This window comes from Actinokineospora sp. HUAS TT18, from assembly GCF_051364635.1.
Taxonomy (GTDB): domain Bacteria; phylum Actinomycetota; class Actinomycetes; order Mycobacteriales; family Pseudonocardiaceae; genus Actinokineospora.
The window spans coordinates 2,705,855-2,731,372 of sequence record NZ_CP195645.1 but is presented as its reverse complement, the minus strand read 5'-3'; the positions used below and the strand labels follow the sequence as shown (position 1 = coordinate 2,731,372).

26 protein-coding genes and 1 riboswitch are annotated in these 25,518 nt (G+C 70.9%); of the genes, 16 read left to right on the top strand and 10 right to left on the bottom strand.

Features of this window, described 5'->3' with window-relative positions; all coding sequences use genetic code 11:
* Window positions 1-539 precede the first annotated feature (539 nt).
* Genes ACSHT8_RS12025 through ACSHT8_RS12010 form a run of 4 tightly spaced genes read left to right on the top strand, consistent with a single transcriptional unit; the run spans window position 540 to window position 5,327 of the window.
* Window positions 540-3,704: a nitrate- and nitrite sensing domain-containing protein gene (locus ACSHT8_RS12025; RefSeq protein ID WP_436500628.1), complete on the top strand. Its 3,165-nt coding sequence runs from the start codon at window positions 540-542 to the stop codon at window positions 3,702-3,704.
* Between the two features lie 34 nt (window positions 3,705-3,738).
* Window positions 3,739-4,179 (top strand): roadblock/LC7 domain-containing protein, encoded by a 441-nt coding sequence (locus ACSHT8_RS12020; protein WP_054049542.1) that lies wholly within the window; start codon window positions 3,739-3,741, stop codon window positions 4,177-4,179.
* Between the two features lie 7 nt (window positions 4,180-4,186).
* Window positions 4,187-4,744 (top strand): DUF742 domain-containing protein, encoded by a 558-nt coding sequence (locus tag ACSHT8_RS12015; protein ID WP_436500625.1) that lies wholly within the window; start codon window positions 4,187-4,189, stop codon window positions 4,742-4,744.
* The gene (locus ACSHT8_RS12010) at window positions 4,725-5,327 is read left to right on the top strand and encodes a GTP-binding protein (protein ID WP_436500623.1); all 603 of its coding nucleotides are present in this window, start codon (window positions 4,725-4,727) and stop codon (window positions 5,325-5,327) included. Before ACSHT8_RS12015 ends, ACSHT8_RS12010 begins: the two co-directional genes overlap by 20 nt.
* A 193-nt stretch (window positions 5,328-5,520) precedes the next feature.
* On the opposite strand, the gene ACSHT8_RS12005 is transcribed toward ACSHT8_RS12010, so the two are convergent.
* Both ACSHT8_RS12005 and ACSHT8_RS12000 read right to left on the bottom strand, forming a co-directional pair.
* Window positions 5,521-7,299: a S8 family serine peptidase gene (locus ACSHT8_RS12005; RefSeq protein ID WP_436500622.1), complete on the bottom strand. Its 1,779-nt coding sequence runs from the start codon at window positions 7,297-7,299 to the stop codon at window positions 5,521-5,523.
* Between the two features lie 101 nt (window positions 7,300-7,400).
* On the bottom strand, window positions 7,401-9,923 hold the full coding sequence (locus tag ACSHT8_RS12000; RefSeq protein WP_436500621.1) for a LuxR C-terminal-related transcriptional regulator: 2,523 nt from the start codon (window positions 9,921-9,923) through the stop codon (window positions 7,401-7,403).
* A 103-nt stretch (window positions 9,924-10,026) separates the two neighbouring features.
* Here ACSHT8_RS12000 and cmtR point away from each other — a divergent pair, with 103 nt between their 5' ends.
* Both cmtR and ACSHT8_RS11990 read left to right on the top strand, forming a co-directional pair.
* Window positions 10,027-10,359, top strand: a complete 333-nt coding sequence (gene cmtR, locus ACSHT8_RS11995) for a Cd(II)/Pb(II)-sensing metalloregulatory transcriptional regulator CmtR (protein WP_436500619.1) — start codon at window positions 10,027-10,029, stop codon at window positions 10,357-10,359.
* A 38-nt stretch (window positions 10,360-10,397) separates the two neighbouring features.
* Window positions 10,398-11,066 (top strand): cation transporter, encoded by a 669-nt coding sequence (locus ACSHT8_RS11990; RefSeq protein WP_436502047.1) that lies wholly within the window; start codon window positions 10,398-10,400, stop codon window positions 11,064-11,066.
* A 24-nt stretch (window positions 11,067-11,090) separates the two neighbouring features.
* Here ACSHT8_RS11990 and ACSHT8_RS11985 read toward each other — a convergent pair whose 3' ends face one another.
* From ACSHT8_RS11985 to ACSHT8_RS11970, 4 genes are read right to left on the bottom strand one after another with little or no spacing between them, the layout of a single operon-like run.
* Complete coding sequence (locus tag ACSHT8_RS11985; protein ID WP_436500617.1) at window positions 11,091-11,711, bottom strand: maleylpyruvate isomerase family mycothiol-dependent enzyme; 621 nt, start codon at window positions 11,709-11,711, stop codon at window positions 11,091-11,093.
* Window positions 11,708-12,565 carry an ATP-grasp domain-containing protein gene (locus ACSHT8_RS11980; protein ID WP_436500615.1) on the bottom strand — a complete coding sequence of 286 codons (858 nt, stop codon included), beginning with the start codon at window positions 12,563-12,565 and terminating at the stop codon, window positions 11,708-11,710. Before ACSHT8_RS11980 ends, ACSHT8_RS11985 begins: the two co-directional genes overlap by 4 nt.
* Window positions 12,566-12,605: 40 nt before the next feature.
* Window positions 12,606-12,977: a hypothetical protein gene (locus ACSHT8_RS11975; RefSeq protein ID WP_436500613.1), complete on the bottom strand. Its 372-nt coding sequence runs from the start codon at window positions 12,975-12,977 to the stop codon at window positions 12,606-12,608.
* On the bottom strand, window positions 12,974-13,867 hold the full coding sequence (locus ACSHT8_RS11970) for an alpha/beta hydrolase (protein ID WP_436500611.1): 894 nt from the start codon (window positions 13,865-13,867) through the stop codon (window positions 12,974-12,976). The genes ACSHT8_RS11975 and ACSHT8_RS11970 overlap by 4 nt, the downstream gene beginning before the upstream one ends.
* A gap of 97 nt (window positions 13,868-13,964) precedes the next feature.
* Here ACSHT8_RS11970 and ACSHT8_RS11965 point away from each other — a divergent pair, with 97 nt between their 5' ends.
* Together ACSHT8_RS11965 and ACSHT8_RS11960 are read left to right on the top strand one after the other, a co-directional pair.
* Complete coding sequence (locus ACSHT8_RS11965) at window positions 13,965-15,008, top strand: PucR family transcriptional regulator (protein WP_436500609.1); 1,044 nt, start codon at window positions 13,965-13,967, stop codon at window positions 15,006-15,008.
* The gene (locus ACSHT8_RS11960; RefSeq protein WP_436500607.1) at window positions 15,009-15,407 is read left to right on the top strand and encodes a VOC family protein; all 399 of its coding nucleotides are present in this window, start codon (window positions 15,009-15,011) and stop codon (window positions 15,405-15,407) included. It begins immediately after the preceding gene.
* Here ACSHT8_RS11960 and ACSHT8_RS11955 read toward each other — a convergent pair.
* Window positions 15,404-16,252, bottom strand: a complete 849-nt coding sequence (locus ACSHT8_RS11955; protein ID WP_436500605.1) for a phosphatidylinositol-specific phospholipase C — start codon at window positions 16,250-16,252, stop codon at window positions 15,404-15,406. The two genes, ACSHT8_RS11960 and ACSHT8_RS11955, sit on opposite strands and share 4 nt — an antisense overlap.
* A gap of 175 nt (window positions 16,253-16,427) precedes the next feature.
* Entirely contained in the window at window positions 16,428-16,778 is a 351-nt protein-coding gene (locus ACSHT8_RS11950) for a DoxX family protein (protein WP_436500603.1), read from the bottom strand.
* A gap of 61 nt (window positions 16,779-16,839) precedes the next feature.
* Here ACSHT8_RS11950 and ACSHT8_RS11945 point away from each other — a divergent pair, with 61 nt between their 5' ends.
* Complete coding sequence (locus tag ACSHT8_RS11945) at window positions 16,840-17,712, top strand: LysR family transcriptional regulator (protein WP_436500601.1); 873 nt, start codon at window positions 16,840-16,842, stop codon at window positions 17,710-17,712.
* Here ACSHT8_RS11945 and ACSHT8_RS11940 read toward each other — a convergent pair.
* The gene (locus ACSHT8_RS11940; protein WP_436500599.1) at window positions 17,687-18,307 is read right to left on the bottom strand and encodes a TetR/AcrR family transcriptional regulator; all 621 of its coding nucleotides are present in this window, start codon (window positions 18,305-18,307) and stop codon (window positions 17,687-17,689) included. The genes ACSHT8_RS11945 and ACSHT8_RS11940 overlap by 26 nt on opposite strands.
* Before the next feature lie 86 nt (window positions 18,308-18,393).
* On the opposite strand from ACSHT8_RS11940, the gene ACSHT8_RS11935 reads away from it, so the two are divergent.
* The 3 genes from ACSHT8_RS11935 to ACSHT8_RS11925 are packed head-to-tail and all read left to right on the top strand — an operon-like array spanning window position 18,394 to window position 21,840.
* Window positions 18,394-19,545 carry an acyl-CoA dehydrogenase family protein gene (locus tag ACSHT8_RS11935; protein WP_436500597.1) on the top strand — a complete coding sequence of 384 codons (1,152 nt, stop codon included), beginning with the start codon at window positions 18,394-18,396 and terminating at the stop codon, window positions 19,543-19,545.
* 8 nt (window positions 19,546-19,553) lie between these two features.
* The gene (locus ACSHT8_RS11930; RefSeq protein WP_436500595.1) at window positions 19,554-20,723 is read left to right on the top strand and encodes an acyl-CoA dehydrogenase family protein; all 1,170 of its coding nucleotides are present in this window, start codon (window positions 19,554-19,556) and stop codon (window positions 20,721-20,723) included.
* Window positions 20,724-20,754: 31 nt separating this feature from the next.
* Window positions 20,755-21,840: a Zn-dependent alcohol dehydrogenase gene (locus ACSHT8_RS11925; protein ID WP_436500594.1), complete on the top strand. Its 1,086-nt coding sequence runs from the start codon at window positions 20,755-20,757 to the stop codon at window positions 21,838-21,840.
* 30 nt (window positions 21,841-21,870) lie between these two features.
* Here ACSHT8_RS11925 and ACSHT8_RS11920 read toward each other — a convergent pair whose 3' ends face one another.
* Entirely contained in the window at window positions 21,871-22,557 is a 687-nt protein-coding gene (locus ACSHT8_RS11920) for an Rv0361 family membrane protein (protein ID WP_436500592.1), read from the bottom strand.
* Window positions 22,558-22,704: 147 nt separating this feature from the next.
* On the opposite strand from ACSHT8_RS11920, the gene ACSHT8_RS11915 reads away from it, so the two are divergent.
* Genes ACSHT8_RS11915 through ACSHT8_RS11900 form a run of 4 tightly spaced genes read left to right on the top strand, consistent with a single transcriptional unit; the run spans window position 22,705 to window position 25,200 of the window.
* The gene (locus tag ACSHT8_RS11915) at window positions 22,705-23,403 is read left to right on the top strand and encodes an energy-coupling factor ABC transporter permease (RefSeq protein ID WP_436500590.1); all 699 of its coding nucleotides are present in this window, start codon (window positions 22,705-22,707) and stop codon (window positions 23,401-23,403) included.
* Entirely contained in the window at window positions 23,400-23,717 is a 318-nt protein-coding gene (locus ACSHT8_RS11910; RefSeq protein WP_436500589.1) for a PDGLE domain-containing protein, read from the top strand. The genes ACSHT8_RS11915 and ACSHT8_RS11910 overlap by 4 nt, the downstream gene beginning before the upstream one ends.
* Window positions 23,717-24,475, top strand: coding sequence for a cobalt ECF transporter T component CbiQ (gene cbiQ / locus ACSHT8_RS11905; protein ID WP_436500588.1), 759 nt, complete (start codon window positions 23,717-23,719; stop codon window positions 24,473-24,475). The genes ACSHT8_RS11910 and cbiQ overlap by 1 nt, the downstream gene beginning before the upstream one ends.
* Window positions 24,472-25,200, top strand: coding sequence for an energy-coupling factor ABC transporter ATP-binding protein (locus ACSHT8_RS11900; protein WP_436500586.1), 729 nt, complete (start codon window positions 24,472-24,474; stop codon window positions 25,198-25,200). The genes cbiQ and ACSHT8_RS11900 overlap by 4 nt, the downstream gene beginning before the upstream one ends.
* Window positions 25,201-25,232: 32 nt before the next feature.
* Window positions 25,233-25,327, top strand: a riboswitch (glycine riboswitch).
* Window positions 25,328-25,518: the final 191 nt, after the last annotated feature.

The following is a 25,518-nucleotide window of genomic DNA, read 5'->3' as shown; positions in this document are numbered from 1 at the left end:
GTGTCCGTGGTGGCCCACGGCAGGCGCACGGTCACCGATCGTGGATCAACCGGGGCCTGAAACGACCGGGAATCGGTTGGCGCCAACGTGATCGTTGCAGGTAGGGGGCGGTTTCGGCGGGTGATCGACCCGTGTGGACACGGTCGGGGGACAGGATGACCCGATCGAGCGATTAAGGTCGACAATGAGCAGCAATGCGTGACTAAATAGCCCCGAGAGTGGACGAGGTAACCGCTCCCGATCCCCGTTAATCGGCGTTTTCGCAGGTCAGTCCGCTCTCGTCGGAAAGGCTTGATGATCGCTGAATCGGGGGTACGCTGTGCTCTCAAGTTCTCGCCGATGTGGCCGATGTCCGGGGAGGGACACGTTCACACCGATATCGGCGATAAGCGGTTTGAGTGTGCGACCTGTGCCCCGTTGGCCCCAGTTGTCAGGTTCGTCGTTGTGCCCAGTGCTGTCCGGGTTTCGGTGTGGAAGGAGAACGGCGCGGTGAGGCAGATGTTCCGACGGCGAACCCAGTCCGTCGTGGAGGAGTGCGTGTGAGCAAGTCCCGTTGGACGGCGCTGCGCCAGTGGCGCGACTGGGGCATCCCGGTGAAGCTGGCCGCCGTCACCCTGGTCCCCGTGCTGTTCGCGATCGTGCTCGGCGTGCTGCAGATCGGCTCGCAGATCGACCGCGCCGACTCCTACAAGCAGATCGACCGGCTCGTCACGGTCAACGACACACTCCACAAATCCGTCACCTGGCTGCAGCGCGAGCGCACCAAGGCCGCGGTCCTGCTCACGGCGGGGTCGCAAGACATCAACTTCGAGCTCGTCGCCGAGCGGCGCAGCGCCGACGAGGCCAAGGCCGCGCTGCTGGCCGCCGCCGACGGCCTGGTGTTCTCCAACGAGACCACCACCGCCCGCTATGCCGACGTGCTGACCCGCTTCGGGGAGCTGGACGTGCTGCGCGGCAAGGTGACCGCGGGCGAGGTCGACGGGCCCGCCGCGCTGGCGGGCTACAGCTCGGTGATCCGCGCGCTGATCGCCTTCGACCGCGCCGCCGCCGAGGAGGTCGCCGACTCGGCGCTGTCCGGCACGGCCGGTGCGCTGCACGACCTCGAAGCGGCCAAAGAAGAGGTGCACTACCAGCAAGGTCTGCTGGGCATCGGCATCGTCCGCGGCGCACTGGCCACCGCCGAGGTCGACGCCATGCGCGCCTCGCAGGCCCGGCTCGACGACCGCCTCGCCGACTTCCGGGCGATCGCCGACCCGGCCCAGCAGGAGGAGTACGCCCGCGCGCTGCCCGGCGCCGAGGCCGAGACCCGCAACCTGCTGGTGCGCCGAGCGCTCGACCGTGGCAGCAAACCCGGCGTGCCGGTCACCGCGGCGGACTGGAACGGTGCCAGCGACCTGGTCACGGGCAAGCTCAGCGACATCAGCGGCACGCTCGGCGAGCAGATCAAGAGCGGGTCGGCCGCCCTGCAGGACAAGGCGAGCGACGCGGCGGGACTGGCCTCGGTCATCCTGATCGTCGCGCTGGTCGCCGCCGCCGCGATCATGTTCGTCATCGGCAGGCACCTGCTGCGCTCGCTGAGCACGCTGCGCCGCGGCGCGCTCGACGTCGCCGAGCACCGGCTGCCCGCCGCCGTCGCCGCGCTGCGCGACGGCCGCGACTTGGCGGTGCCCACGGTCGAGCCGGTCGCGGTGGTCTCCGCCGACGAGGTCGGCGAGGTGGCCCGCGCGTTCGACGCGGTGCACCAGCAGGCGCTGCGGCTGGCCACCGAGCAGGCCGGGATGCGCGCCCACTACGCGGGCGTGTTCGTCAACCTGTCGCGTCGCAGCCAGGGACTGGTGCAGCGCCAGCTGCAGCTGCTCGAACGGCTCGAACGTGACGAGGAGGACGCCGACCAGCTCGCCACGCTGTTCCAGCTCGACCACCTCGCCACCCGGATGCGGCGCAACAACGAGAACCTGATGGTGCTCTCCGGCACCGCCTCCGGCGAGGTCCACCACGCCCGCCGCTCCGCCCAGCCGGTCAGCCTGGCCGACCTGCTGCGCGCCGCGGTGTCCGAAGTGGAGCAGTACCAGCGGGTGGTGATCGCGCCGCCGCCCAATGTCCTGGTCGTCGGGTACGCGGTCGGCGACCTGGTGCGGCTCACCGCGGAACTGCTCGACAACGCCGCGCAGTTCTCCGCCCCCGCCACCCAGGTCACCATCTCCAGCCACCACGTCGACGGCGGCACGGTCCGCATCGAGGTCGGCGACCGCGGCATCGGCATGAAGGCCGACGAACTCGCCGAGGCCAACGCCCGGCTCGCCGAGGACGGCGCGGTCGACGCGACCACGTCACGCCGGATGGGCCTGTTCGTGGTCGGCAGGCTCGCCGCGCGGCACGGGGTGAAGGTCCGGCTGCGGCCGGGCACCCCGACCGGGCTGCGCGCCACCATCACGGTGCCGTCGGACCTGGTCACGTCCAACGTCGTGGGGCTGCCGCCCGCGCCCGCGGCAAAGCCGGACGAGCCGCCCGCCCACTCGTCGGGGATCAAGCGCACCAACGGTTCCAACGGGTCCAACGGCGCGAAGGTCAACGGCACCAACGGATCCGCCGTCAACGGGTCGGCGGTCAACGGCACGAACGGCACGAACGGCACGAACGGCACGAACGGCACGAACGGCACCAACGGTTCCACGGTGAATGGCCTGCCCCGCCGCGCGCCGACCAACGGTGTCGAGTCGTTCATCCCGATGACCCGCGGCGACGGCGCCGAGATGCCCGAGTCGCTGCCCCAGCCGCGCGACGCCGCCGACAAGGCCGACCCGCTGCCGCGCCGCGAGCCCAAGCCGGTCGACCGCGCCACGGCCACCCCGACCAGCCCGGCCGAGCCCGACATGCCCGTCGAGCCCGCTGGAGCGGTCGCGTGGCCCGCGCACCCGGCGCCGGACCTGCCCGAGGCCGACCTGCCCGCGTCGCAGCTGTTCGCGCCCCGGCCCCCCGAGGCGGACAGCGGCTGGTGGGACACGACCCTGGTGCACGAGCGGCCGCGCGGCGGCGAGCCGGTGCGCGACATCCAGGAGACCACGCCGATCTTCGACGAGATGGTCTCGGCCTGGTTCCGCACCGTCACCGACGACCCGAACTCCACGGTCGCCGACGCGGAACAGGGCCCGGCGTGGGACTTCGCGGCCGACCAGGGCTTCCAGGCGGCGAAGACGGTGTCGGCGGCCGAGCCGGAGGACTTCACCCGCTCCGGCCTGCCCCGCCGCACCCCGCGGCGCAACCTGGTCCCCGGCAGCATCGACTCAGGCCCGCCCCCGGTGCCGGGCCGCGACGCCGACGACCTGCGGTCCCGGCTGTCGAGCTACCAGGCGGGTGTGCACCGCGCCCGCGGCGTGCACCACACCGGTCCGGCCCACGGCAACCCCGATGGGGTCGACCTGCGCGGCGCCCAGTGGCGCTTCGCCGCCGACGCGGGCTGGGACGCCGCCGCCACCCTCGGCGCGTCCACACCGGACACCCAGGACGGCGCCCTGCCGCGCCGCACGCCGCGCGAGCGGCTGCTGCCCGGCAGCCTCGACCCTTTGCCCGGCACGGAGATCCGCGTCGAACGTGACGCGGAGGCCTTGCGCAGCAGGCTCGGCAGCCTGCAGCGGGGAATCGGCCGCGGCCGGGAGAGCCTGGCAAAGCAAGCCACCGAACAGGAATCCGGGCTGGACGCATGAGCCGCCGCGTCCCTCCCATCACGAATGGAGCACGATGACGTCCACGCAGTCCAAGCCAAGCCAATTCGGCTGGTTGGTCAACGACTTCGCGGAACGGGTCACCGGAGTGGCCCACGCCGTGGTGGTCTCGGCCGACGGGTTGCTGCTCACCTCCTCCGCCCGGCTGCCCGTCGACCGCGCCGACCAGCTCGCCGCGGTCGCGTCGGGGCTGATCAGCCTGACCTCCGGCGCCGCCCGGTGCTTCGACGCCGGTGCGGTCAAGGAGACGGTGGTCGAGATGGAGCGCGGGGTGATGCTGCTCATGGCCATCGGCGACGGGTCCTGCCTCGGGGTGCTCGCCGCGCCCAACTGCGACATCGGGCAGGTGGCCTACGAGATGACCCTGCTGGTCGACCGCGTCGGCCAGATTCTCACCCCGGAACTGCGGGCGGCGCTGCAGGGCGCCGCCGGGAGGATGGTGGGGCAGCCCGCATGAGTGAGACATGAGTATCGAGTGGGGCGAACCGGCCCCGGAGACGAACATCGCCGACGTGATGAACGGCCTCTCCCTCGGTGGAGGACGTCGGCGCAGGCACCGCAAGTCCGAAGTGGACGACGCGGTCACAGCGGAGCAGCCCGCGGTGGAGCCAGAGTGGCCAGCCGACTCGGGCGACGCGGTCGACGATGCCCCGGCCGACCCGTCCCCAGAAGGCTCCGCCGCGGAGCAGGATGCCTCGATGGTGCGCCCCTACGCCTGGACGCGCGGGCGCACGCGCTCCACCTTCGAACTGCGGGTGGAGACGATGGTCTCGGCCAAGGAGTCGGACGCCTCGGTCTTCGCCGAGTCCGAACACCGCGAGATCGGCGCCCTCTGCAAGGAGCCGCGCTCGGTCGCCGAAGTCGCCACCCTGTTCGGCGCGCCCCTGGGCGTGGCGAAGGTGCTGCTCGGCGACATGGCCCAACTCGGTCTGGTCACTGTGCACAAGACCGCTTCCGGTGGCGCCAACAAGGCCCACCTCGTGTTGATGGAAAGGGTACTGAGTGGACTCCGTCGGCTTTGAGGACACGGCGGCCCCCACGCTGACCTCGGTCAAGATCGTCGTGGCGGGTGGCTTCGGCGCGGGCAAGACGACTTTCGTCGGCTCGGTTTCGGAGATCATGCCCCTGACCACCGAGGCGGTGATGACCACCGCCAGCATGGGCATCGACGACATCGCGGCCACCCCGAACAAATCCACCACCACCGTCGCGATGGACTTCGGCCGCGTCTCGCTCGACTCCGACCTGGTCCTGTACCTGTTCGGCACCCCGGGCCAGCAACGCTTCTGGTTCATGTGGGACGACCTGGTCCGCGGCGCCATCGGCGCGGTAGTCCTGGCCGACACCCGACGCCTGGCGGACTGCTTCTCCCCGATCGACTTCTTCGAGGAGCGCAACCTCCCCTACGTCATCGGCCTGAACTGCTTCGACGGTGTACTTGGGCACGACGTGGAAGAGGTCCGCGACGCCCTGGCCGTAGGCCAGGAAGTCCCCATCGTGACCTGCGATGCAAGGGACAGGGTATCGACCAAGAACACGCTGATCACGATGGTCGAATACTCAATGCGCCGCTGGGTAGCCCTACACGGCGCCGGCGTTGGCTGAGCCAAAGAAGAAGTGGCGGGCTGAGAAGAAGATACGCAGCTCAAGCCCCAGGCAACTGCAACGCCCAAACGCGAATGCCTGTTTGGGTGGTTCGCCTTGATTTGGAGGGGTCCCAAATCAAGGCGAACCACCCAAACAGGCACCCACAAACCAAAGAGGCCGTGCCCCCGAAGAGACACGGCCCCCCCGCCCACTAGATCTGCACGAAGCAGATCGCCGACGTCACAACCTTCGTGCACCGAACTTCCTTGGTAACGCTGGAAGTCTGGTTCCGAGTGTCGGTCACCGTAAGCCGAACGGTGTACCGATTGGTCGCCGCCGGGTAAGAATGCGACGCGGTAGCCCCCGTGGCCGTCCCCCCATCACCAAACGACCAGGCATAGGTGACACCTCCCTCGGCATCACTAGACGCACGGCCGTCGAAGGTGCAGGTGGAGTTGCTGCACCGAGCGGTGAACGACGCCGTAGGCGGCAGATCCCCCGCCTTGACCATCCGCCGAGTCACATTCGTCTTACCAGCGTTGTCAGTGACAGTCAGCCGTACGCTGTAGAAACCAGCCTTGGAGTACGTCCGCGAACTGGTCTTCCCGGTGCCGGTCGAGCCGTCACCGTAATCCCACGCATACCCAGTGATCGTGCCGTCCGCGTCAGCGCTGGCCGAAGCGTCGAACGAGCACGTGGTGTTCGCGGAAGAGCAGGACGCGGAGAACGCGGCGGTCGGCCTGCCCGGGTCAGGCGCACCCGCCGGATAATCAGCCGTAGAACTGACATCCAGCAACGGCTCAGTGATGTTGTCACCCGAGTCGTCATTCCACCGTGTGTTCCCGGTATCCACCAACCGCTGCCGCACCGCCAGCGCCTGGTCCCGGTTCGTCGCCCGGTTCCCATTCGCCGTGAGCAGCCCTGCCGCACCCGCGACATAAGGCGCAGCCATCGAAGTCCCGCTCAGCGTCGCATACCCGCCACTCTTCGACGTCGAGTAGATGCATGTCCCCGGCGCCGCGATCTCCACCACCGCACCGAAGTTGCTGAAGTCGGCCAACGTGTCGTCCTGATCCGCGCGGCAAGTCGAAGCCGCGCCACCTCCCGATGCCCCGTTGAAGTCCGCCAGCGCGGACACCGTCACAACATCCGGATGATTCGCCGGGAAGAACGTCCGAGCGTCCTTGTGGTTGTTCCCCGCCGCGACAGCGAACACCACACCCTTCCCAACCGCCGAACTGATCGCCTGGGTCAACGCGTTGTCAGTGCACCCATCGCACCCGAGGCTCATGTTCGCGGCCTCGATCTCGTCGGCGTGCGCCGCGACCCAGTCGACCCCGGCGGTCACGCCGGACAGCTGCCCGCTGCCGCCCGCGTCGAGCACCTTGACCGACCACACCCGGGCCCCGGGTGCGATGCCGACGACCCCGATCCCGTTGTCCTTCGCCGCCGCGATGCCCGCGACGTGGCTGCCGTGCCCGTGGTCGTCGTTGCCGCCGCCGTCGGTGCAGCTGGACTTGTTGACGCAGTCGGTCTGGGAGACCACGGTCAGGTCGGGGTGCCGGGCGTCGACGCCGGTGTCGATCACCGCGATGTCGACGTCGACCGCGTAGTCCTCCTGGCCGTTGATCTTGAGGTTGGCGTTGCCCGCGGCGTAGGTCCGGCCGATCCCGGTGGGCACGCTCTGGTCGGTGATGTGCACGGTCTGGTCGGCCTCGACCGCCCGGACCCGCGGGTCGCGGCGCAGCGCGTCGGCGCTCTTCGAGGTCAGGGTGACGGCGAAGCCTCGCAGCGCGTGCCGGTAGACGTGCCCGACGGTGCCGCCGTGGCGGGCGACGTGGGCGGTGGCGACGGCGGCCGGGTCGGTGCCGTCGCGCAGGACGACGACGTAGCCGGACTCGGCTTGCTCAGCCGCGGACACCGACGTGACGCCGCTGGTCAGAGCCAGGGCGCACAGGCCGGTGAGCCACAGATTCCTGGTGATACGCACGAGTGGTCCTCCTTGCAGGGTGGGGGAGAAGTGCGTGGCCCCACCGTGGGCGACGACCAGTGCCGCGAACAATGCAGGAAATTGTGCGTACCGCTACTCAACTAATCATGAACGCGCAGCTGGGCTCGGGTCTCGCCGCGCTTGCGCAGGACGCTGGCGACGTGTCGCTCGACGGTGCGCGGCGAGAGGAAGAGCACCTCGGCGATCTGCTTGTTGGAGCGGCCCAACTCCATCAGGTGTGCCACTTCCAGTTCCCTGGGCGACAGTTCCCCGCCGTAGCCCCGGCGACCGCGTCTGCCCGTCGTCGGGCGGCCGTGCTCGCGGAGCAGGTGGCCGCACCGGGCCGCGTCCCAGGTGGCGCCCAGCGCGGTGAACGCCTCGGCGGCCTGGGTCACCAGGTCCAGCGCGGGCAGCAGGCGGCGGGCGGCCGCTTCGATCGCCCGTGCCCGCTCATACGGCCGGGGCAGCGCGTCGAGCCGTTCGGCGGCCTCGGTGAACAGCTCGACGGCTTCGTCGTCGTCGGCGACCTCGCCCCGGCAGTGCGTGGCCATCGCGTGGGAGAACGGGGCGTCGAGGTCCTCGACGGCGGCGGCGAACTCCGCCACCAGTTCCCGTGCCCGGCGGTCGTCGCCTGCGTGCCGCAGCGCCTCGACGGCGGCGCCGACCAGCTCCGCCGACCACACCCAGCCGCTCTTCTGGCGCACCAGCTCCAGGGTGTCGTCGAGTTCGGCCAGCGCGTCCGGCGTCCGTCCTCGCACCACGGCCAGTCGCACCCGGATCGCCGCCGCGATCGTCACCTCCGGCCCGCACCAGCCGCTCGCGGTCCACAGGCTAGGGGCACGCAGGAACTCCTCGGCCTCGTCCCACTCGCCGCGCGCGAACGCGAGCTGCGCCAGCACCACATACGCGTCGCTGGCGGCGTACGGGGTGTGCGCGGCGGTGGCCAGGTGGCGGCGTGCCCGCTCGTCCAACCCAGCCCACCGGCCGTTCCCCAGCGCGAGCCGGAGCTCGACGCCCGCGGCCAGGCGGCGCGGATAGGACGGCCCGGTCCGCGCGGCCAGCCGTTCGGCTTTGGCGAGGAAGTCGGCGGCGGCTGTGTGGTGGCCGAGGGTGGTCGTCGCGTCGGCGAGGTTGGCGTAGCCGCGGACGAGCTGCGCGCGGTCGGCCGGGTTGGTGCCGTCCTCCGGGAGCGCGGCCGCCACTGTCCACGCGCGACGGTCGCCGACCAGCATCAACACGCCTGCGTGGTTCACCGCGACCGCGGTCAGCAGCGCCGGGTCGCCCCGCGCGGGCACCGTGCGCAGCGCCTCTTCCTGCCACCACAGGTGTTCGGCCAGGCAGGCGCGGCCCCAGAACGGCAGCGCCAGCGCCGACATCGCCCGCGCCGCGAGCGCCGGACGCCTGCGCAGCTCGTCGACGGCCTGGATCAGCTCGGTGCGCCCGGCCTCGCCGTCGCCCGCCTGGTTGCCCAGCACCAGCCCCAGACTCAGCCGCAACTCGCCGCGCAAGCCGCTGGGCAGGCGGCCGTCGGCGAGGATCTCGCGGAGGAGCGTGACGGTCTCGTCGTAGGCGAGGCTGGTCAGCGCCAGCCGTCCCAGCCGCCGGGCGAGGTTCGCGCGGGCGGTGGCGGACAGGGCGGGCTCGCTCAACAGGCCCTGCAACAGCTCCACGGCGTCGGCGTGGTCGGCCATCCGGTCGGCGTAGCGGGCGGCGGCGGCGAGGTCGCCCGCGGCTCGACTGTGGTGGACCAGTTCGGCCACGTCCCCGTCCTGGCGGGCCAAGGCCGCGACCATCGCCGTGTGGCCGCGAATCCGTTCCCGGGTCGTCATCCCGGCCGCGATCGCCGTCGCGAGCGCGGGCGGCCGCACCTCGACCGCGCCATCACCACGCCGGGCCAAGATCCCGATGTCGACGGCGCGCAGCAGTACGGGTTCGACGGTGTCCCAAGCCAATCGGCACACCCGAGCGAGCAGCGGCCCGCTCACTGGCTTGCGCGCCAACGCCGCCGCGGCCACGACCCGGCGCGCGGCGGGCGACAGCGCCGCCATCCGCTCGGCGGCGACCTCGGCGATCACCTGGGGATCGTCGTCCAGCAGCGCCTTCGCGAAGAGCGGGATCCCGCCGGAGAGCCGGTGCACGTCGGCGGTGGCTCCCATGGCGACCACTTCGTCGACGTCGAGTGGCTCCAGGTCCACGCGGACCAGCCTGGTGGCGGCGGATTCGAGGCGTCCGCCCAGCGGAGTGTTCTCCGCGTGGGTCACGATCAGCACGAACCCGTCGGGCGGCCGGGTCGCGAGGTAGCGCAACACCCGCAGCGACTCGGCGTCGGCGGTGTCGACGTCTTCGATCACGACGGTGGTGTGCTTGACCAGGTCGCGCACGGCGACGCAGGTCGCGTGTTCGTCAGGGCCTATGGCCAGGTCTTCGGCGAGGCAGGCCAGGAGTTCCTTGACGACGACGTACGCGCCGTTCGGCAGACCGCGGCAGCCGACGATGACCGACGGCCGGGTGAGTACGCGTTCGACCAGCCAGGACTTGCCGATCCCGGGTGGCCCGCCGATCAGGACCACCGCGGGCGGCCGGTTCATCGCCTCGCGAATCCGCGCTACCGCCGCGTCCCGCATCCTGGCCACCCCCTCAGTGAGTAAGAGGGGACGGAGGCCGTCTTTACACGCCTGATGACCATACAGTCTTGGCTGAATTCAGTGGTGGCTGTACTGTCGGGCCATGCTGACCTCGGAGACACGGGAGCAGGCGATGGCGCGGCTGGGGCGCGCGCTGGCCGACCCCACGCGGTGCCGCCTGCTGCTGGCCCTGCTCGACGGCCCGGAGTACCCGGCGCGGCTGGCCGACCAGCTCGGGTTGACCCGCTCGAACGTGTCGAACCACCTGTCGTGCCTGCGCGGCTGCGGTTTGGTGGTGGCGGTGGAGGAGGGCCGGCAGGTGCGCTACGAGTTGGCCGATCCCCATCTGGCGCGGGCGCTGGCGGAGCTGGTGGACGTCGTGCTGGCGGTCGAGACGGCCGCCCGGTGCGACCACACCCGGGGCGACACGGCGTGACCGGCGAGCCGCCGTCGAACTCGGCTGGTGCGCCCAGCCTGGCCGGCGGGCCGAACCCGCTTTCCGTTGCGTCGTGCGGAGACGGTTGCTGCGCACCTGCTCCCGCAGCCGACAACGGGCGGCGTGCCACGCTTGTCCGCCGGGTGCGGCTGCTGGTCGCCGCCACGATCACCTACAACGTCATCGAGGCGGTCGTGGCGATCAGCGCGGGCACGATCGCGTCGTCCACCGCGCTGATCGGCTTCGGGCTCGACTCGGTCGTCGAGGTGGCCTCCGCGGTCGCGGTCGCGTGGCAGTTCGCCGCGGCCCGGCACGAATCCCGCGAACGCGCGGCGCTGCGGGTCATCGCGCTGTCCTTCTTCGCGCTGGCCGCCTATGTGACCGTGGAGTCGATCCGCGCCCTGGTCGCCGCCGAGGCGCCGGACCATTCCACCGTCGGCATCGCGCTGGCGGCCGTGTCGCTCGTCGTCATGCCCGTCCTGTCCGCCGCCCAGCGCCGAGCGGGCCGGGAACTCGGGTCGGCGAGTGCTGTCGCGGACTCCAAGCAGACGCTCCTGTGCACCTACCTGTCAGCCGTCCTGCTGGTGGGCCTGCTGGTGAACAGCCTGTTCGGCTGGTGGTGGGCCGACCCGACCGCGGCACTGATCATCGCCGCGATCGCCGCCCGCGAAGGAAGCCAGGCCTGGCAGGGGCGTCACTGCTGCTGAATGATCGGCGCGGCTACTTCGCGGCTACTTCGCGGCTAACTCGGTGAGCCCCGGACCGTGAAGCTCGTCCAGCGCCACCCGCCGCCCGGCGATGGCCAGGAGCAGGGAGAGCGCCTGCCCGTTGACCTCCGGACCCTCGCCGATCGAGAAGTCGGTGTCCGTCGCGGTCAGCCGGACCTTGGCGACCAGTTCCTTGGCCCCGCCGAACGAAGCCGGGGTGCGCGCCTGCAGTTGGATCGACCTGACGACGGCCTCCGTCGGGTAGGCGCGCGTGAGGCCCAGCGGCCTGCGGATGTCCTCACCGTGCACGACTTCCTCGACCAGCCTGCTGTCTAGGGGCGCGGGCGGCCCCGACGTCCGCGACGCCACCTGTCGCAGCCGATCCAGCGTCTCCCGCGGCGAAGCCCCACGCGCCCGCGCCATCCCGCGCGCGTTCAGCCGGTCGAAGTCGAACCGCGCCCGGACAAGGCTCGCGACGAACCCCAGCCGCGTCGTCCTGGCGGAGTCGATCAGATGGGCGACGACGTCGTGCACCGTCCACCCCGCACACAACGACGGCGTCTCCCAGCGCTGGCCATCGACCCGCGCGAGATCATCGATCAACGCCGCGCGTTCGCCGTGCACTATCGACCAGACATCGTTCACAGCTTGTCCTCCACTCGTGCCCCGTAGAGCATCGCGATCATCGTTTCCGCCGGGATCGTGGTCGGCCGGTCGCTGACCTGCCCGTCGCCGAGTTCGACGATGCGCCACCGGCCGTCCGCGCGCAGGACGAGGTCCACCGTCACGAACGGCAGCTTCAGCTCGGCGACCAGCGGTCGGACCGCGGCGAGGTCGGGGTCGGGTGGGACCTGGTCCGGGGTGTCCGGGTGCGGCCCGGCGAGCACACACTCGCCGTCGATCCACCAGGTCCGCACCTCCGACGAGGTGAACTCCTCGAATCGGCGCAGGACGAATCCGCCAGCCATGTCGTCCGCGCGCAGTTCCCTGAACCGGCTCGCCACCGCCCACGCGGCCGACGCGTCGTCCAGCTCGGGGATGAACGCGGCCTCGGCCCAATAGTGCTTCATCGACTTGGTGTAGTCCCGCAACACCGCGGGGCCTGGGCCGAGTTCCACCCGCGCGCGATCGAACGCGGCGCGGTCGTCGCCGACCGTCCACGCCGATCGGGGCGTCAGCGGCTCCACGGCCGCGTACCAGCCGGGCAGTTCGTGGGCGCACCGATACTGCTCGGCGCTGGTCCGCAAGTTCACGTCGCGCCCCACCAGCGCCGCCGAGAAGGCGGCGTACTGCTCGCCGCGCAGCATCCAGCCGCGGTAGACCGCGTCATCGTCGGCGGGGACCCTGGACACCGCCTCATCGGCGCGGTCCGAGGTCAGCGCGTCGTGGTCGACCAGCGCGACCTTGATTCCCAGCGCCCGGGCGGCGTCGGCCTCCGCGGCGAAGTGCGCGTCGGGGCGGCGGGGGCGGAGCGCGTCGGCGGGGACGAGCAGCAGCATGGCGCCATGCTGCCCGACCCGGCCGGTGGCCACTACGCGTTTACCGCTTCTCGAGGCGGCTGCCGCGGGGCATGGTGAGGGACATGATGTCGCCGGGAAGGTCCAGTTCGATGCGGTGCCATCGCCCCCGGGGAACGATCACCGCGGCACCCGGCGTCAGCGTGACCTCTTCCTCCGGTTCGCCTGGCAGTCTCGGCCGGAAGTAGAGGCGTATCCCGCCGGTGAGGCAGGCGACGACCTCGTCCGCCTCCGTGTGGATCTCCCAGTGGTCGGCGTGCACGTCGGCGGCGGTCTCGACGTGGAAGGTCATCAGCTGCCAGCCGTCCCGCGACGGGTCGAACAGCTGCTCCTCGGCGCTCACCCGGCCGTTCTCCCGGAAGCGGACAGCGGACGCGAACAGGTCGATGGTCACGATTCCCCCAATGCGCGACGGAGTGCCGCGGCGAGTTCGGTGATCTGCCGCTGCGACACCTCGGCGGACAGCAGTGCCTGCGACCCGTGGAACGTGCCCGGCCACTGGTGCAGCTCGACCGACACGCCCGCCTGGAGCAGGCGCAGGGCGTAGCCGATGCCCTCGTCGCGGAGCGGGTCGAACTCGGCGGTGGCGATGTAGGCCGGTGGCAGGCCGGAGACGTCGGCGGCCCGCGCGGGCGCCGCGTACGGCGTGGCGGGTTCGCCGCCCAGGTAGTGCCGCCACGTCGCGGCGAGTTTGTCGCGGTTCATCCACGGGGTGTCGGTGAAGTTCCTGGCCGACCACGTCTCCTGGCGGTCGTCGATCTCGGGCTGGTTGAGCAGCTGGAACCGGATCGGCGGTCCCTGCTCGTCCCGCGCCCGCAGCGCCAGACCGGCCGCGAGGCCCGCGCCCGCGCTGTGGCCGCCGACGGCGATGCGGTCCGGGTCTACGCCGAGTTCGGCGGCGTGCTCGGCCGCCCACGTCAGCACGGCGTAGGCGTCGTCATGCGCGGCGGGGAACCGGTTCTCCGGCGCCAGGCGGTAGCCCACCGAGATCACCACCGCGCCGCACGCGGTCGCCAGTCGGGCGGCCCACGGGTGCTCGGTGTCCAGGTCGCCCATGACGAATCCGCCGCCGTGCAGCCACACGACGGCGCCTTGGGCCTGGTGCGGGCGGTAGATCCGCACGGGCACGTCCGGGGACACCGTCCGGTCCTCGATCTCCAGGTCCGAGGTGTCCGGCGCGGGCACCGAGGCGACCAGCGCGGCGATGTTCCGGCGCGCGGTGGCCGGGTCGTCCAGGTTCGCGGGCGGGAACAGTGGGAGGAATGCTTCCAGTTCGGGATCCATGACGATCATCCTCACCGACCCCGCCCACGAGATCACCCGACAACCGTCGCGCGTCCGGCGGTGATCACGCACCGGTCGGCGCACCTATCCTCGTGTCATGGAGGCACTGGTCGAGCGGTTGTCGCAGCTGGATTCGCAAGCCGAGGGCGCGATCCGCGTCGTCATGTTCTACGACACACTGATGCGCCGACGCGTGGACCTGCCGGTGCTGGCCCGCGCGTCGGCGGGGCTGGCCGAGTGCGTCGCCGGGATCCGGCTGCACGGTACGGGTCGCGCGATCCGCATGTCGCCCGACGGCACGCAGGCGTCGACCCAGCTGCCCGCGTCCACCACCACGCCGATCACGCTGGACGAGGAGGAGATCGGCGCGGTCTGGCTGGAACGCCCCGGCCCGCCGAGCCCGCTGGACGCGGTACTGCTCGACCGGCTCGCCATCGCCGCCGCGGCCGTGGTCGAGCGGTACGGCCCGGCCCGCACGACCATGGCCGATCCCGCCCTCGTCGAGCTGGTGATCAGCGCCGATACCGACGAAGCGGCCAGGGCGCGGGCGTTGCGGCTGCTGGGTTTCGCCGCGGACCTGCCCGTCCGGGTGGTCGCCGTGCGGTCGCGGCTGCCGCTCGACCAGGTGGCGGGAGCGATCTGTCCGGCGCGTCCGGTGAAGGCGGCCCCGGTCGACGACGTCGGCGTCATCCTCGCCACCAAGGTGGATTCGGCCTTTCCGACCGGCACCAGCGCGGGCGTCGGTGCCGCCGACCGTCCCGACCGTTCCTGGCGGGAAGCCCGCACCGCCTTGCGCTTCACCACCGCACACAAGCCGGTTGTCCACTTCGACAGCCTGGGCGCGTTGGCGCTCCTCGCCGAGATCCCCCAGGATGCCTTGCGGGACAACGCGGACGTGGCCGCGATGACCCGCCTCGCGCCGGACGACGTGGACACCCTCGCCGCCTACTGTGCCACCGGCTCCCAGCGGCGTGCCGCGGAACTGCTTCACCTGCACCACAGCAGCATCGCGCGCAGGCTCGACCAGATCGGGAAGTCCCTGGGCATCGAACTCACCGAGCCCGCGGGCCTGCTCCGCGCAGGGCTCGCCCTCACCGCGTGGCGGCTGCTCGGTGATACGTTCGGCGGCAGGGAGGACTAAATGATCATCTGCCTGCCGACCGTCGACCGTCAGGTCGCGTTCGCGTTCTACCGCGACGGCCTCGGATTCGAGCCGTTCGGTGACGAGATAGCCGACGACGGTGTGCCCGAGCCGCTTCAGTTCGTGGTCGACGAGGGTCTTCGGATCATGCTCATCCCGACCGGCGGCTTCGGCTGGATCACCGGCGGCCGGGCCACCGCGGGCTCGGCGACCAGCGAGTGCGCACTCAACCTGCCCGCCGAATCCGACACACACGTCGACGAGATCGTCGCGCGCGCGGTTGCGGCGGGGGCGAAGACGGTCACCGAGCCAGGGCAGCAGCCTTGGGGCTACTCGGGCGCTTTCACCGATCCTGACGGCCACGTGTGGCTTGTGACATCCGGGAAGTTCCCGAACTAGTTCAGCCGGAACACCTGCGCGGCCTTGGTCGGCGTCACGAAGTCTACCGCCACGATCCCCACCATCGCCTTGCTCAACGGCGCCAGATAGTCCCGCACCTTCGGCGCGATCGCGTTCGCCGCGTCGCGGGGCCACAGCCCCCAGCCCCACGACGAAGTGAAGGTGATGAAGAGGCCCCTGCCCGTGTCCTGCCGCGCCGCGTCCAGGTGGCGCCGGACGCCGGGCCACTTGCGGGAGTTGAGGTCGAAGATCGTGGCGATGTCGTAGTCGTCGGCGATGTCGAGGCTGTTCCACCGGATCCCGGGGACACCGCCGTTGTCGGAGATGACTACGACCCTGCCACGCGCCTGCCCGAGCGACGGGACGTCGGCGCCGATGTGGAACAGGCCCGGCCACCGCCGCTGGTAGTCGGCGAAGACGGCGCCGAACGCGCCATCGGCGGCGGTGGAGTACTCCTGTTTGACGCGCATGAGGACGGTCTCGCGCGGGTTCGCCGCGAGGAACGCCGCACACTGGTTGAGGACGTCGCCGAACATGAGGCCCTGGTAGTAGGCCCCGTGATGCATCGCGAAGACGTTGTCGATCAGCCTGCACCGCGCGTCGAGAAACCGAACCCCGGCGGCGAGCTGGTCGGCGATGGTGAGGTCCTGGTTGGCGACCGCGGGACCGCCGCTGCGGGTGGCGGAGCCGTGGGTGCCAGGGATGCTGAGGCGGGCCAACGAGATGCTGTCGGGGAGCGGACTCATCCAGTCGTTGGCCGCCGCTTCGGCCTGCGCCGCCAGCCCGAGGGTGACCACCCCGGCGCCGACCAACGCTCGTCCGAACGTCCTGCGTGACATCGCCATGCCCGCTCCATCCCGTGACGTGATGAAGATTCACATTAGCGTTGGGCGGTGGCTGACGGATCCCGTCGGATGTCGTGGTCCGTTGGGGCGCTTCGGGCCGCCGATGTTCATGACCAACCGCGATACGAGTCGAACGCGGCGGCCGCGGATCTTCGCGTCTGAGCAGGGCGGTCCTTCACCCTGTCGCGAGCTGGAAGGCCAGGGTGGCGCCCGACAAGACCAGTAGTCCGCCGGAGTACGGCAGGTCCGGATACACCCGAGCCCGCGCCACGAAGATCACCGCGCCGAGGAAGTAGAGGGTCAGGCAGACGGCCGTCACGACGCCGAGCGCCGGGATGGCGAACCCGACCACCAGGCCGACCGCACCCGCCGCCTTGGCGATGCCAAGCCAGGGCAGCCAGGCGTGCGGGACGCCGTAGGAGGTCATGTTCGCCAGGATCCAGGCGGGTTTGCGGAAGTCGGCCACGGCGGCCGCGGCGTTGAGCAGGACGGTCGCGATCGTGACGACGACGTAGGCGGTGAACATGGCTCAACCCTGGCCGCTCACCCCGGTTGACCGCCAATACCTGCGGCTATAACTTCAAGGAATGGATGCCCGCCTGCTGCGCTCCTTCCTCGCCATCGCCGAGGAGGGGAGCCTCACCCGGGCGGCCGAGCGGCTCTACGTCTCCCAGCCCGCGTTGACCAAGCAGGTCAAGCACCTTGAAGCCCTCGTCGGCGTCCCGCTGTTCACCCGCTCCCGCACGGGCATGGAACTCACGGCGGCCGGGCACGCGCTGGCCGAGCACGCCCCCGCTGTCCTGGAAGCGAACGACGAGGCGGTGCGGGCGGCGAAGGCCGCGGCCAAAGTCGTCCGAGTCGGGTTCATCGCCAGCGCCGCCAACGAGGCGACGCAGGAGATCATCGCGCTCTTCAACCGGAAGCGGCCGGGGTGGCGGGTCGACATGCGGCAGGCGACCTGGTCCGACCCGTCGGCCGGGCTGGCGGGCGGCGAGGTCGATGTCGCCCTGTTGCGGCTCCCGTTCCCCGGTCAGGAGCGATTTCGCGTCCAAGCGCTGTTCGCCGAGCCCCGCTGCGTCGCGCTCGCCGCGACGCATCCGCTCGCCCAGCGGGACAGCGTCGCCTTCGCGGACCTGCGGGACGAGCCGTTCGTCGCCGCACCGGCCGAGACCGGTGAATGGCGCGACTACTGGCTCGCCGTCGACCATCGGGACACCCCGCCGCGGATCGGGGCGGTCACCGATCAGCCCGACGAGTGGCTCCAAGCCATCGCCAACGGCTACGGGGTCGCGCTGGCCCCCGAGTCGACGGCGCGGTTCTACGCGCGGCCGGGAGTGGTCTACCGGCCGGTGACCGGGATCAGCCCCAGCCAAGTCGCCGTGGCGTGGGCGCCGGGGGCGAACGCGGTGGTCCAGGACTTCGTCGCGGCGGCGGTCACAGGGTCGCGCGCAGCGCTGTGAGGCCGTGGATGAAGGCGTCCAGGGCCAGCTCGAAGCTGTCGGCGTCGATCTCGTCGGCGTGGTCGCGCAGGCGGTGGGCCTGGTCGAGGTGCGGGTACCGGTCGACGTAGACCTGCACGTCGTCCTCGAACCCGCGGGAGAACGAGCTCATCGCCGCGCCGAGGACCAGGTACTTCGTGGACGCGCCGATCATCGTGGCGTAGCGCGGCGGCCAGCCCGCGCGCACCAGGCCGCCGTGGACGGCGTCGGCGCGGGCCAGTGCGGTCTCGCGGCGGGCGGGGCCGGAGGCGATGACCGGGACCATGTTCGGGTGGGCCGCCATCGCCGCACGGTACGAGCGCGCCCACGTCCGCACGCCCGCGGCCCAGTCGGTGGCGAAGTCGCTGACGTCCACAGTGGACATGATGTCGTCGGCGATGTCCTGCAGCAGCTCGTCTTTCGTGCGGTAGTGCGTGTAAAGCGAGGGTGCCTGCACGCCGAGCTCGCCCGCGAGCTTGCGCATCGACAGGCCGCCCAAACCGGCCGCGTCGACCATCGCCAGCGCGTGCGAGCGGATGCGTGCCCGGTTCAGCAGCGGGGTGCTCGGACGGGGCAAGGTGTCTCCTGGGTCACGTGGTGCCGACGGGTCCGGCGGCCTATCCTGAGTAAACCTAACACCGTATGGTTTATCCAGGGAGCGTCATGGACCTCGCACTCAGCGACGAGCAGCAGGCCCTGTGGGATCTCGCGCGCGACTTCATCGACAAGGAGGTCGTGCCGAACGCGGCCGAGTGGGACCGGCGCGAGCAGGTCGACCGCGCCATCGTCGGCAAGCTCGGCGCCATCGGGTTCCTCGGCATGACCATCCCGGAGGAGTACGGCGGCTCCGGCGGCGACCACCTGTCGTACTGCCTGATGATGGAGGAGCTCGGTCGTGGCGACTCCGCGATCCGGGGCATCGTCAGCGTCTCCCTCGGCCTGGTCGGCAAGTCCATCGCCTACTGGGGCGACGAGGAGCAGAAGCGGCACTGGCTGCCCCGGCTCAGCTCCGGCGAGTCCCTGGCCTGCTTCGGCCTGACCGAGCCCGACACCGGCTCCGACGCCGGCAGCCTGGCCACCCGCGCCGTGCGCGACGGCGACGACTACGTCATCACCGGCTCGAAGATGTTCATCACCAACGGCACCTGGGCCGACGTGTCGCTGATCTTCGCCCGCACCGGCGGCCCCGGCGCCAAGGGCATCAGTGCCTTCCTCGTCCCGACCGACGCCGCCGGGTTCACCCACCGGGAGATCAAGGGCAAGCTCGGCCTGCGCGGCCAGTCGACCGGCGAACTCGTCCTCGACGGCGTCCGAGTGCCCGCCTCGGCCCGGCTGGGTGAGGAGGGTGTCGGCTTCAAGATCGCGATGTCGGCGCTGGACAAGGGCCGGATGTCGGTGGCGGCGGGCTGCGTCGGCCTGGCCAAGGGCGCGCTGGACGCCAGCGTCAAGTACGCCACCGAGCGCACCCAGTTCGGCAAGCCCATCGCCGGCTACCAGCTGGTGCAGGAGATGTTGGCGGACATGGCCGTGGCGACGGACGCGGCGCGGCTGCTGGTGTGGCGCGTGGCCGACCTGATCGAGCGCGGGCAGCCGTTCGGCACGGCCGCGTCGATGGCCAAGCTGTTCGCCAGCGAGAACGCGGTGTCGGCGGCGAACCTGGCGATCCAGGTCTTCGGCGGCTATGGCTACCTCGACGAGTACCCGGTCGCCAAGTTCCTGCGCGACGCGCGCGTCATGACGCTCTACGAGGGCACCAGCCAGATCCAGAAGCTGCTCATCGGCCGCGCGCTGACCGGGATCAACGCCTTCGTGTAAGGAGCGACATGGATTTCTCGCTGAGCCCTGAGGAACGCGAAGTCCGCGACTGGGTGCGCACGTTCGTCCGCAAGGAGATCATGCCGCTGGAGGCCGAGGTCCTGCGCCGCGAGCGGGCCAACCAGCCCGGCTTGCCGGTCGACGAGCTGAAAGCGTTGCAGCTCAAGGCGAAGGATTCGGGCTTCTGGGGTGTGCAGACGCCGCAGGAGTACGGCGGCATGGGGCTCAGCGCGGTCATGACGGCGCTGCTGGAGGCGGAACTGGGGCGCTCGTTCGTCCCGTTCCGCTTCGGCGGCGCCGCCGACAACATCCTGTACCACGCCAACGACGAGCAGAAGCAGCGTTACCTGCTGCCGACGATCAGCGGCGAGCGCAAGTCGTGCTTCGCGATCACCGAGCCCGGCGCGGGGTCCGACGCGAAGGCGATCCGCACGTCGGCCCGGCAGGACGGCGCCGACTGGATCATCAACGGCGAGAAGACGTTCATCACCGGCGGCCACGAGGCCGACTTCACGATGGTCTTCGCGGTGACGGACAAGGAGAAGGGCGCCAACGGCGGCGTGACTTGTTTCTTGGTCGATCGGGAAGCGGGCTGGAAGTCCGAGCCGATCGACACGATGGGCCAGTGGGGTCCGGCCGCGCTGGTGTTCGAGGACGTCCGCGTGCCGCGGGAGAACATCCTGGGCGAGGTCGGCCGCGGGTTCGAGCTGGCCATGCAGTGGATCGGCCGCGGCCGCTATCTGCTGCCCGCCCGCGCGCTCGGCGCGTGTGAGCGGCTGGTCGGCATGGCGATCGAGCAGGCCAACACCCGCGTCACCTTCGGCAAGCCCATCGCCGACTACCAGGCGATCCAGTGGATGATCGCGGACTCGGCGGTGGAGATCGAGGCGCTGCGCTGGCTGGTGCTGCACGCGGCGTGGCTGGTCGACTCCGGGGCCGACTCGCGGCACGCGCAGTCGGTGGCCAAGCTGTTCGGCGGCGTCAAGGCCAACGAGATCGTCGACCGGGTCCTGCAGATCCACGGCGGCATGGGCTACACCCGGGAGCTGCCGGTGGAGCGCTGGTACCGCGAGCTGCGGCTGCTGCGGATCTACGAGGGCACCGACGAGATCCAGCGCCGCACCATCGCCCGAAACCTGCTGAAGGGTCACGCATCGGTGTCCGGGACGCTGGGCTAGGTTCGAGTCAGTCGACGTACGAGGAGTCCGAATGGTCAGGGCCGTTGTGCTTTCCGAGCAGGGGAAGCCGCTGGAGGTCACCGACATCGTCCTGCCCGAGCCCGGCCCCGGCCGGGTCAAGGTGCGGGTCGTCGCGGCGGGGGTCTGCCACTCGGACCTGTCGCTGTCGAACGGCACGCTGCGCCAGCCGGTGCCCGCGGTGCTCGGCCACGAGGGCGCGGGCGTCGTGCTGTCGGTGGGGGAGGGCGTGACGAGCCTCGTCCCCGGTGATCACGTGCTGCTGAACTGGGCGCCCCCGTGCCGTGAGTGCTGGTACTGCGAGGCGGGCGAGCCGTACCTGTGCGAGCGGGCCGCCGACGCTGCCCAGATCCCGCACGCGACGCTGCCCGACGGCACGCCGCTGTACCCGACGCTGGGTGCGGGCGCGTTCGCCGAGGAGACGATCGTCCCCGAGCGGGGCGCGGTGAAGATCCCGCAGGACTTCCCGCTCGACCAGGCCGCCGTCATCGGCTGCGCCGTGCTGACCGGCGCGGGCGCGGTGTTCAACACCGCCGACGTGCAGCCCGGTCAGACGGTGGTGGTCGTCGGCATCGGCGGGGTGGGCCTGTCGGTGCTGCAGGCGGCCCGGATCGCCGGGGCGGAGCGGATCATCGCGGTGGACACCGTCGAGTCCAAGGCCGAACTGGCGCTGTCGCTCGGCGCCACCGACTTCCTTGTCTCCGACGAGTCGACCGCGAAGACCGTGCGCTCGATGACCTCGGGCCGCGGCGCCGACGTCGCCTTCGAGTGCGCTGGGCACCCCGCCGCCATCCGCACCGCGTGGGCGTCGAGCAGGCGGGGCGGCCACCTGGTCATCGTCGGCATCGGCTCGGCCAAGTCCAAGGTCGAGTTCAGCGCGCTGGAGCTGTACCACTTCGGCCGCACGATCACCGGCTGCCTCTACGGCTCCATCGACCCCGACGTCGACGTGCCGCGCCTGCTCGACCTGGTCCGAAGTGGACAGCTCGACGTGTCGGGCCTGGTGACCGCGACCACCGACCTCGACGGCGTCGAGGCCGCGTTCACCGACATGCGTGAGGGCCGGGGCGCCCGAACGCTGGTGCGTCTGGGCGCCTGACCCCTCACTTGGCCTTGGCCGGGAAACCGGTCAGGCCATGCACCAGTCGCCGTCCTGCTTCTTCAGTTCGAGGTCCTGGGTGCGCTGCTTGCCGCTGATCGTCATCTCGACCTTGGCGTCGGCCTTGTCGCCGTTCTCGGTGACGCTGACGATCTTCAGGTTCGTCGGGACGCGGTCCTTGTTCTTCTCGAACACGTCCTGGGAGATCGGGTGGCTCTTGTCACACGACAGGTCGTTGAGCGCTTTGGCGTCGCGGGCCTCGATGGCCGAGATGTAGGACTCGACCGCGCCGCGCGCGCCGCCGCCGGTGAGGGTGAACACCAGGGTCAGCACGACGCCGATCACCACGATGCCCGCGCCCGCGAGGATCCACGGCAGCTTGCTGCGCTGGGGCGGGCCGCCGTAGAAACCCTGGTCGCCGTACTGCTGCTGCTGCGGGTACGCGCCCTGCTGCGGGAAACCACCCTGCTGTGGGAATCCCTGCTGGAAACCGGGCTGGCCGGGCTGCGGCTGGCCCGGCTGCGGCTGGCCGGGCTGCGGCTGGCCGGGCTGTGGGAAACCGCCCTGCTGCGGGAAACCGCCCTGCTGGGGATACCCGCCCTGCTGCGGACCACCCTGCTGCGGATAGCCGCCTTGCTGCGGATAGCCACCGCTCTGCGGGTAGCCGCCCTGGTACGGGTCGGGTTGGCCGAAGGGCTGCTGCGGCGGCTGGGTCATGACGGCTCCCCCTGGAGACTCAGAGTGTTTTGGTGCGATCACACCGTAGAGGTCCGACTCTTCGGCCAGGCATCCGGTTCCCATCGGCCGGGACCGCTTACTGCAACACACTGGCGGTAGCGCACGGCTGGCAATTACGCTGGACGAATGAGTGGACTCGCCATGCACATGAGCGACGGCCTGCTGAACGCCACCACGTCGATGTTGTTCATCGGGGTCGCCGTGATCGGCGTGGCGATCGCGGCCGCGCGGGCCAGGGGCGATCTCGACGACCGCACCGCGCCGATGGCCGGGCTGGTCGCGGCGTTCGTCTTCGCCGCGCAGATGATCAACTTCCCGGTGCTGCCCGGCGTGAGCGGCCACCTGCTCGGCGGCGCGCTCGCCGCGATCCTGGTGGGGCCGTGGGTCGGCGCCCTGTGTGTGTCGATCGTGCTGGTCGTGCAGGCGCTTGTGTTCGCCGACGGCGGTCTGACCGCGCTGGGCGCGAACGTCACCAACATGGCGCTCATCGGCACCGCCGCGGGCTTCCTGGTCGCGACAGCGCTCAAGAGCATCGCGGCGCGCGGGCGGGGTGGGCTGGTCGCGGTGGCGTTCATCGCCGCGCTGATCAACACCGTGGTCGCCTCGCTCGGGTTCGTGCTGCAGTTCGCCATCGGCGGCGACACGGCGTTCCCGATCGGCGGGGTCGCGGGCACGGTTGTCGGCGTGCACGTCCTGATCGGCGTCGGTGAGGGCGTCATCACGGCGCTGACCGTCGGCGCGGTCGCGGCCGTCCGGCCCGACCTCGTCTATCTGCTGCGCGGTGTGCGCAAGCCGCTCGAACTGCGCTCGGGGGTCACGGCGTGAAGAAGTTCTTCCTCGGCTTCCTGTTCGCCGCCCTGGTCGTCGCGGGAGCGGTGTCCTACTTCGCCGACTCGAACCCCGACGGCCTCGACCACGCGACCATGCAGGGCTGCGAGGTCATCGACGACCAGCTGACCGGCTCGTGCATCGCGAAGAACGCCGAGGACCACAAACTGGCCGACAGCCCGCTGGCCGACTACACCGTCGGCGGCTCGGACGGCTCGACCGGCCTGGCGGGTGTCCTCGGTGTCGGGATCACCCTGGCCGTGGCGGGCGGGCTGTTCTGGGCGCTGCGCAAGCGGCCAGTGAAGACCTGATGGACCTGCTGCACCGCCCCGGCGCCACCGCGGTGCACCGGCTGCCGCCGCAGGTGAAGATCGTCGCGGCGGTGGCGATGGTGCTGTGTGTCGTCGCGACCCCGCGAACCGAGTTCGTCGCGTTCGGCCTCTATTTCCTTGTGCTGTCAGCGGTTTGGGTCGCCGCGCGGATCCCGCCCGGCTGGCTCGCGGCCCGTGCGCTGATCGAGACGCCGTTCGTCGTGCTCGCGCTGGTGCTGCCGTTTGTCGCGAGTGGACAGACGGTCGACGTGTTCGGGATCGCGCTGTCGGAACCGGGCCTGCTGGCGGGCTGGAACATCCTGGCCAAGGGCACCCTCGGCGTGCTCACGTCGCTGACCCTGGCCGCGACGACGTCGCCGCGCGAGCTGATCCTGGGCCTGCAGCGGCTGCGCGTCCCGGCCATGGTCATCACCATCGCCACGCTCATGCTGCGCTACCTCGACGTCATCGCCGCCGAGGCCAGGCGGATGCGCACGGCCAGGATCAGCCGCGGCCACGACCCGCGCTTCCTGTGGCAGCTCGGCGCCACCGCGCGCGGCATCGGCACGCTGTTCATCCGCAGCTACGAGCGCGGCGAGCGCGTCCACCTGGCCATGGTGTCGCGCGGCTGGTCGGGCACCCTCCCAGGGGAGAGCCGGGCCGCGGGTGCCCGCCAGTGGCTCGTGGGGCTGGCCCCGGCGGCGAGCATGGGCGCGATACTCGGTGTCACCGTGCTGGGTGCCACCCTGTGGGCATGACCGCGCTGCACGTCGACCGACTCGCCTACGCCTATCCCGACGGCAGGCAGGCGCTCTTCGGGGTCGACCTCACGGTCGAGGCGGGGGAGCGGGTGGCGGTCCTCGGCCCGAATGGCGCGGGCAAGACGACGCTGGTCATGCACCTCAACGGCGTGCTGACGGCGGGCGCGGGCCGCATCGAGGTCGCGGGCCTGCCGGTGGAGAAGGCCAACCTGAAGGAGATCCGCCGCCGCGTGGGGGTGGTCTTCCAGGACCCAGACGACCAGCTGTTCATGCCGACGGTCCGCGACGACGTCGCCTTCGGCCCGGCCAACTTCGGCCTGCGCGGCGCGGAGCTGGAGCTGCGGGTCAAGCAGGCCCTGGACGCGGTGGGGATGGCCGAGCACGCCGACCGCTCCCCGATGCACCTGTCCGGCGGCCAGCGCAGGCGCGTGGCGTTGGCCACGGTGCTGGCGTGCGACCCGGAGATCCTGGTCCTCGACGAGCCGTCGGCCAACCTGGAGCCGGTGGCCCGGCGCGAGCTGGCCGAGGTGCTGCTCGGCCTGGAGCGCACGATGCTCATGGTCACCCACGACCTGCCTTACGCACTGCAACTGTGCCCTCGCAGCGTGCTGATCGACAACGGCGTGATCGTCGCCGACGGGCCGACCAGGGACCTGCTCGCCGACGAGTCGCTGCTGGCCGCGCACCGGCTGGAACTTCCGTTCGGCTTCCGGCTCGACTAGGGTTCGCCCGGACAACTGAATACCGGGCCGCACGAGCCGGAACGGGAGAGCCTCCACCGAGTTCGGGTGGGGCACCGAAGGAGCAAACTCCCCGGAAACTCTCAGGTAAACCTACCGTTCCAGGCCAGGCCACTCTGGAAAGCAGACGCGACCGTTCGCGTCTCACCCACGGTGCAAGCCGCGTTCGCGGTGAAGCTCTCAGGTGCCATGACAGAGGGGGAGTTCCCAAGTACGGGACAGGTGCGCCCTGTCGCGTTCGATCGAGGAGCTCCCGATGACCCTGTCCCGCACGACCACAGCACTCATTAGCGCGGCGCT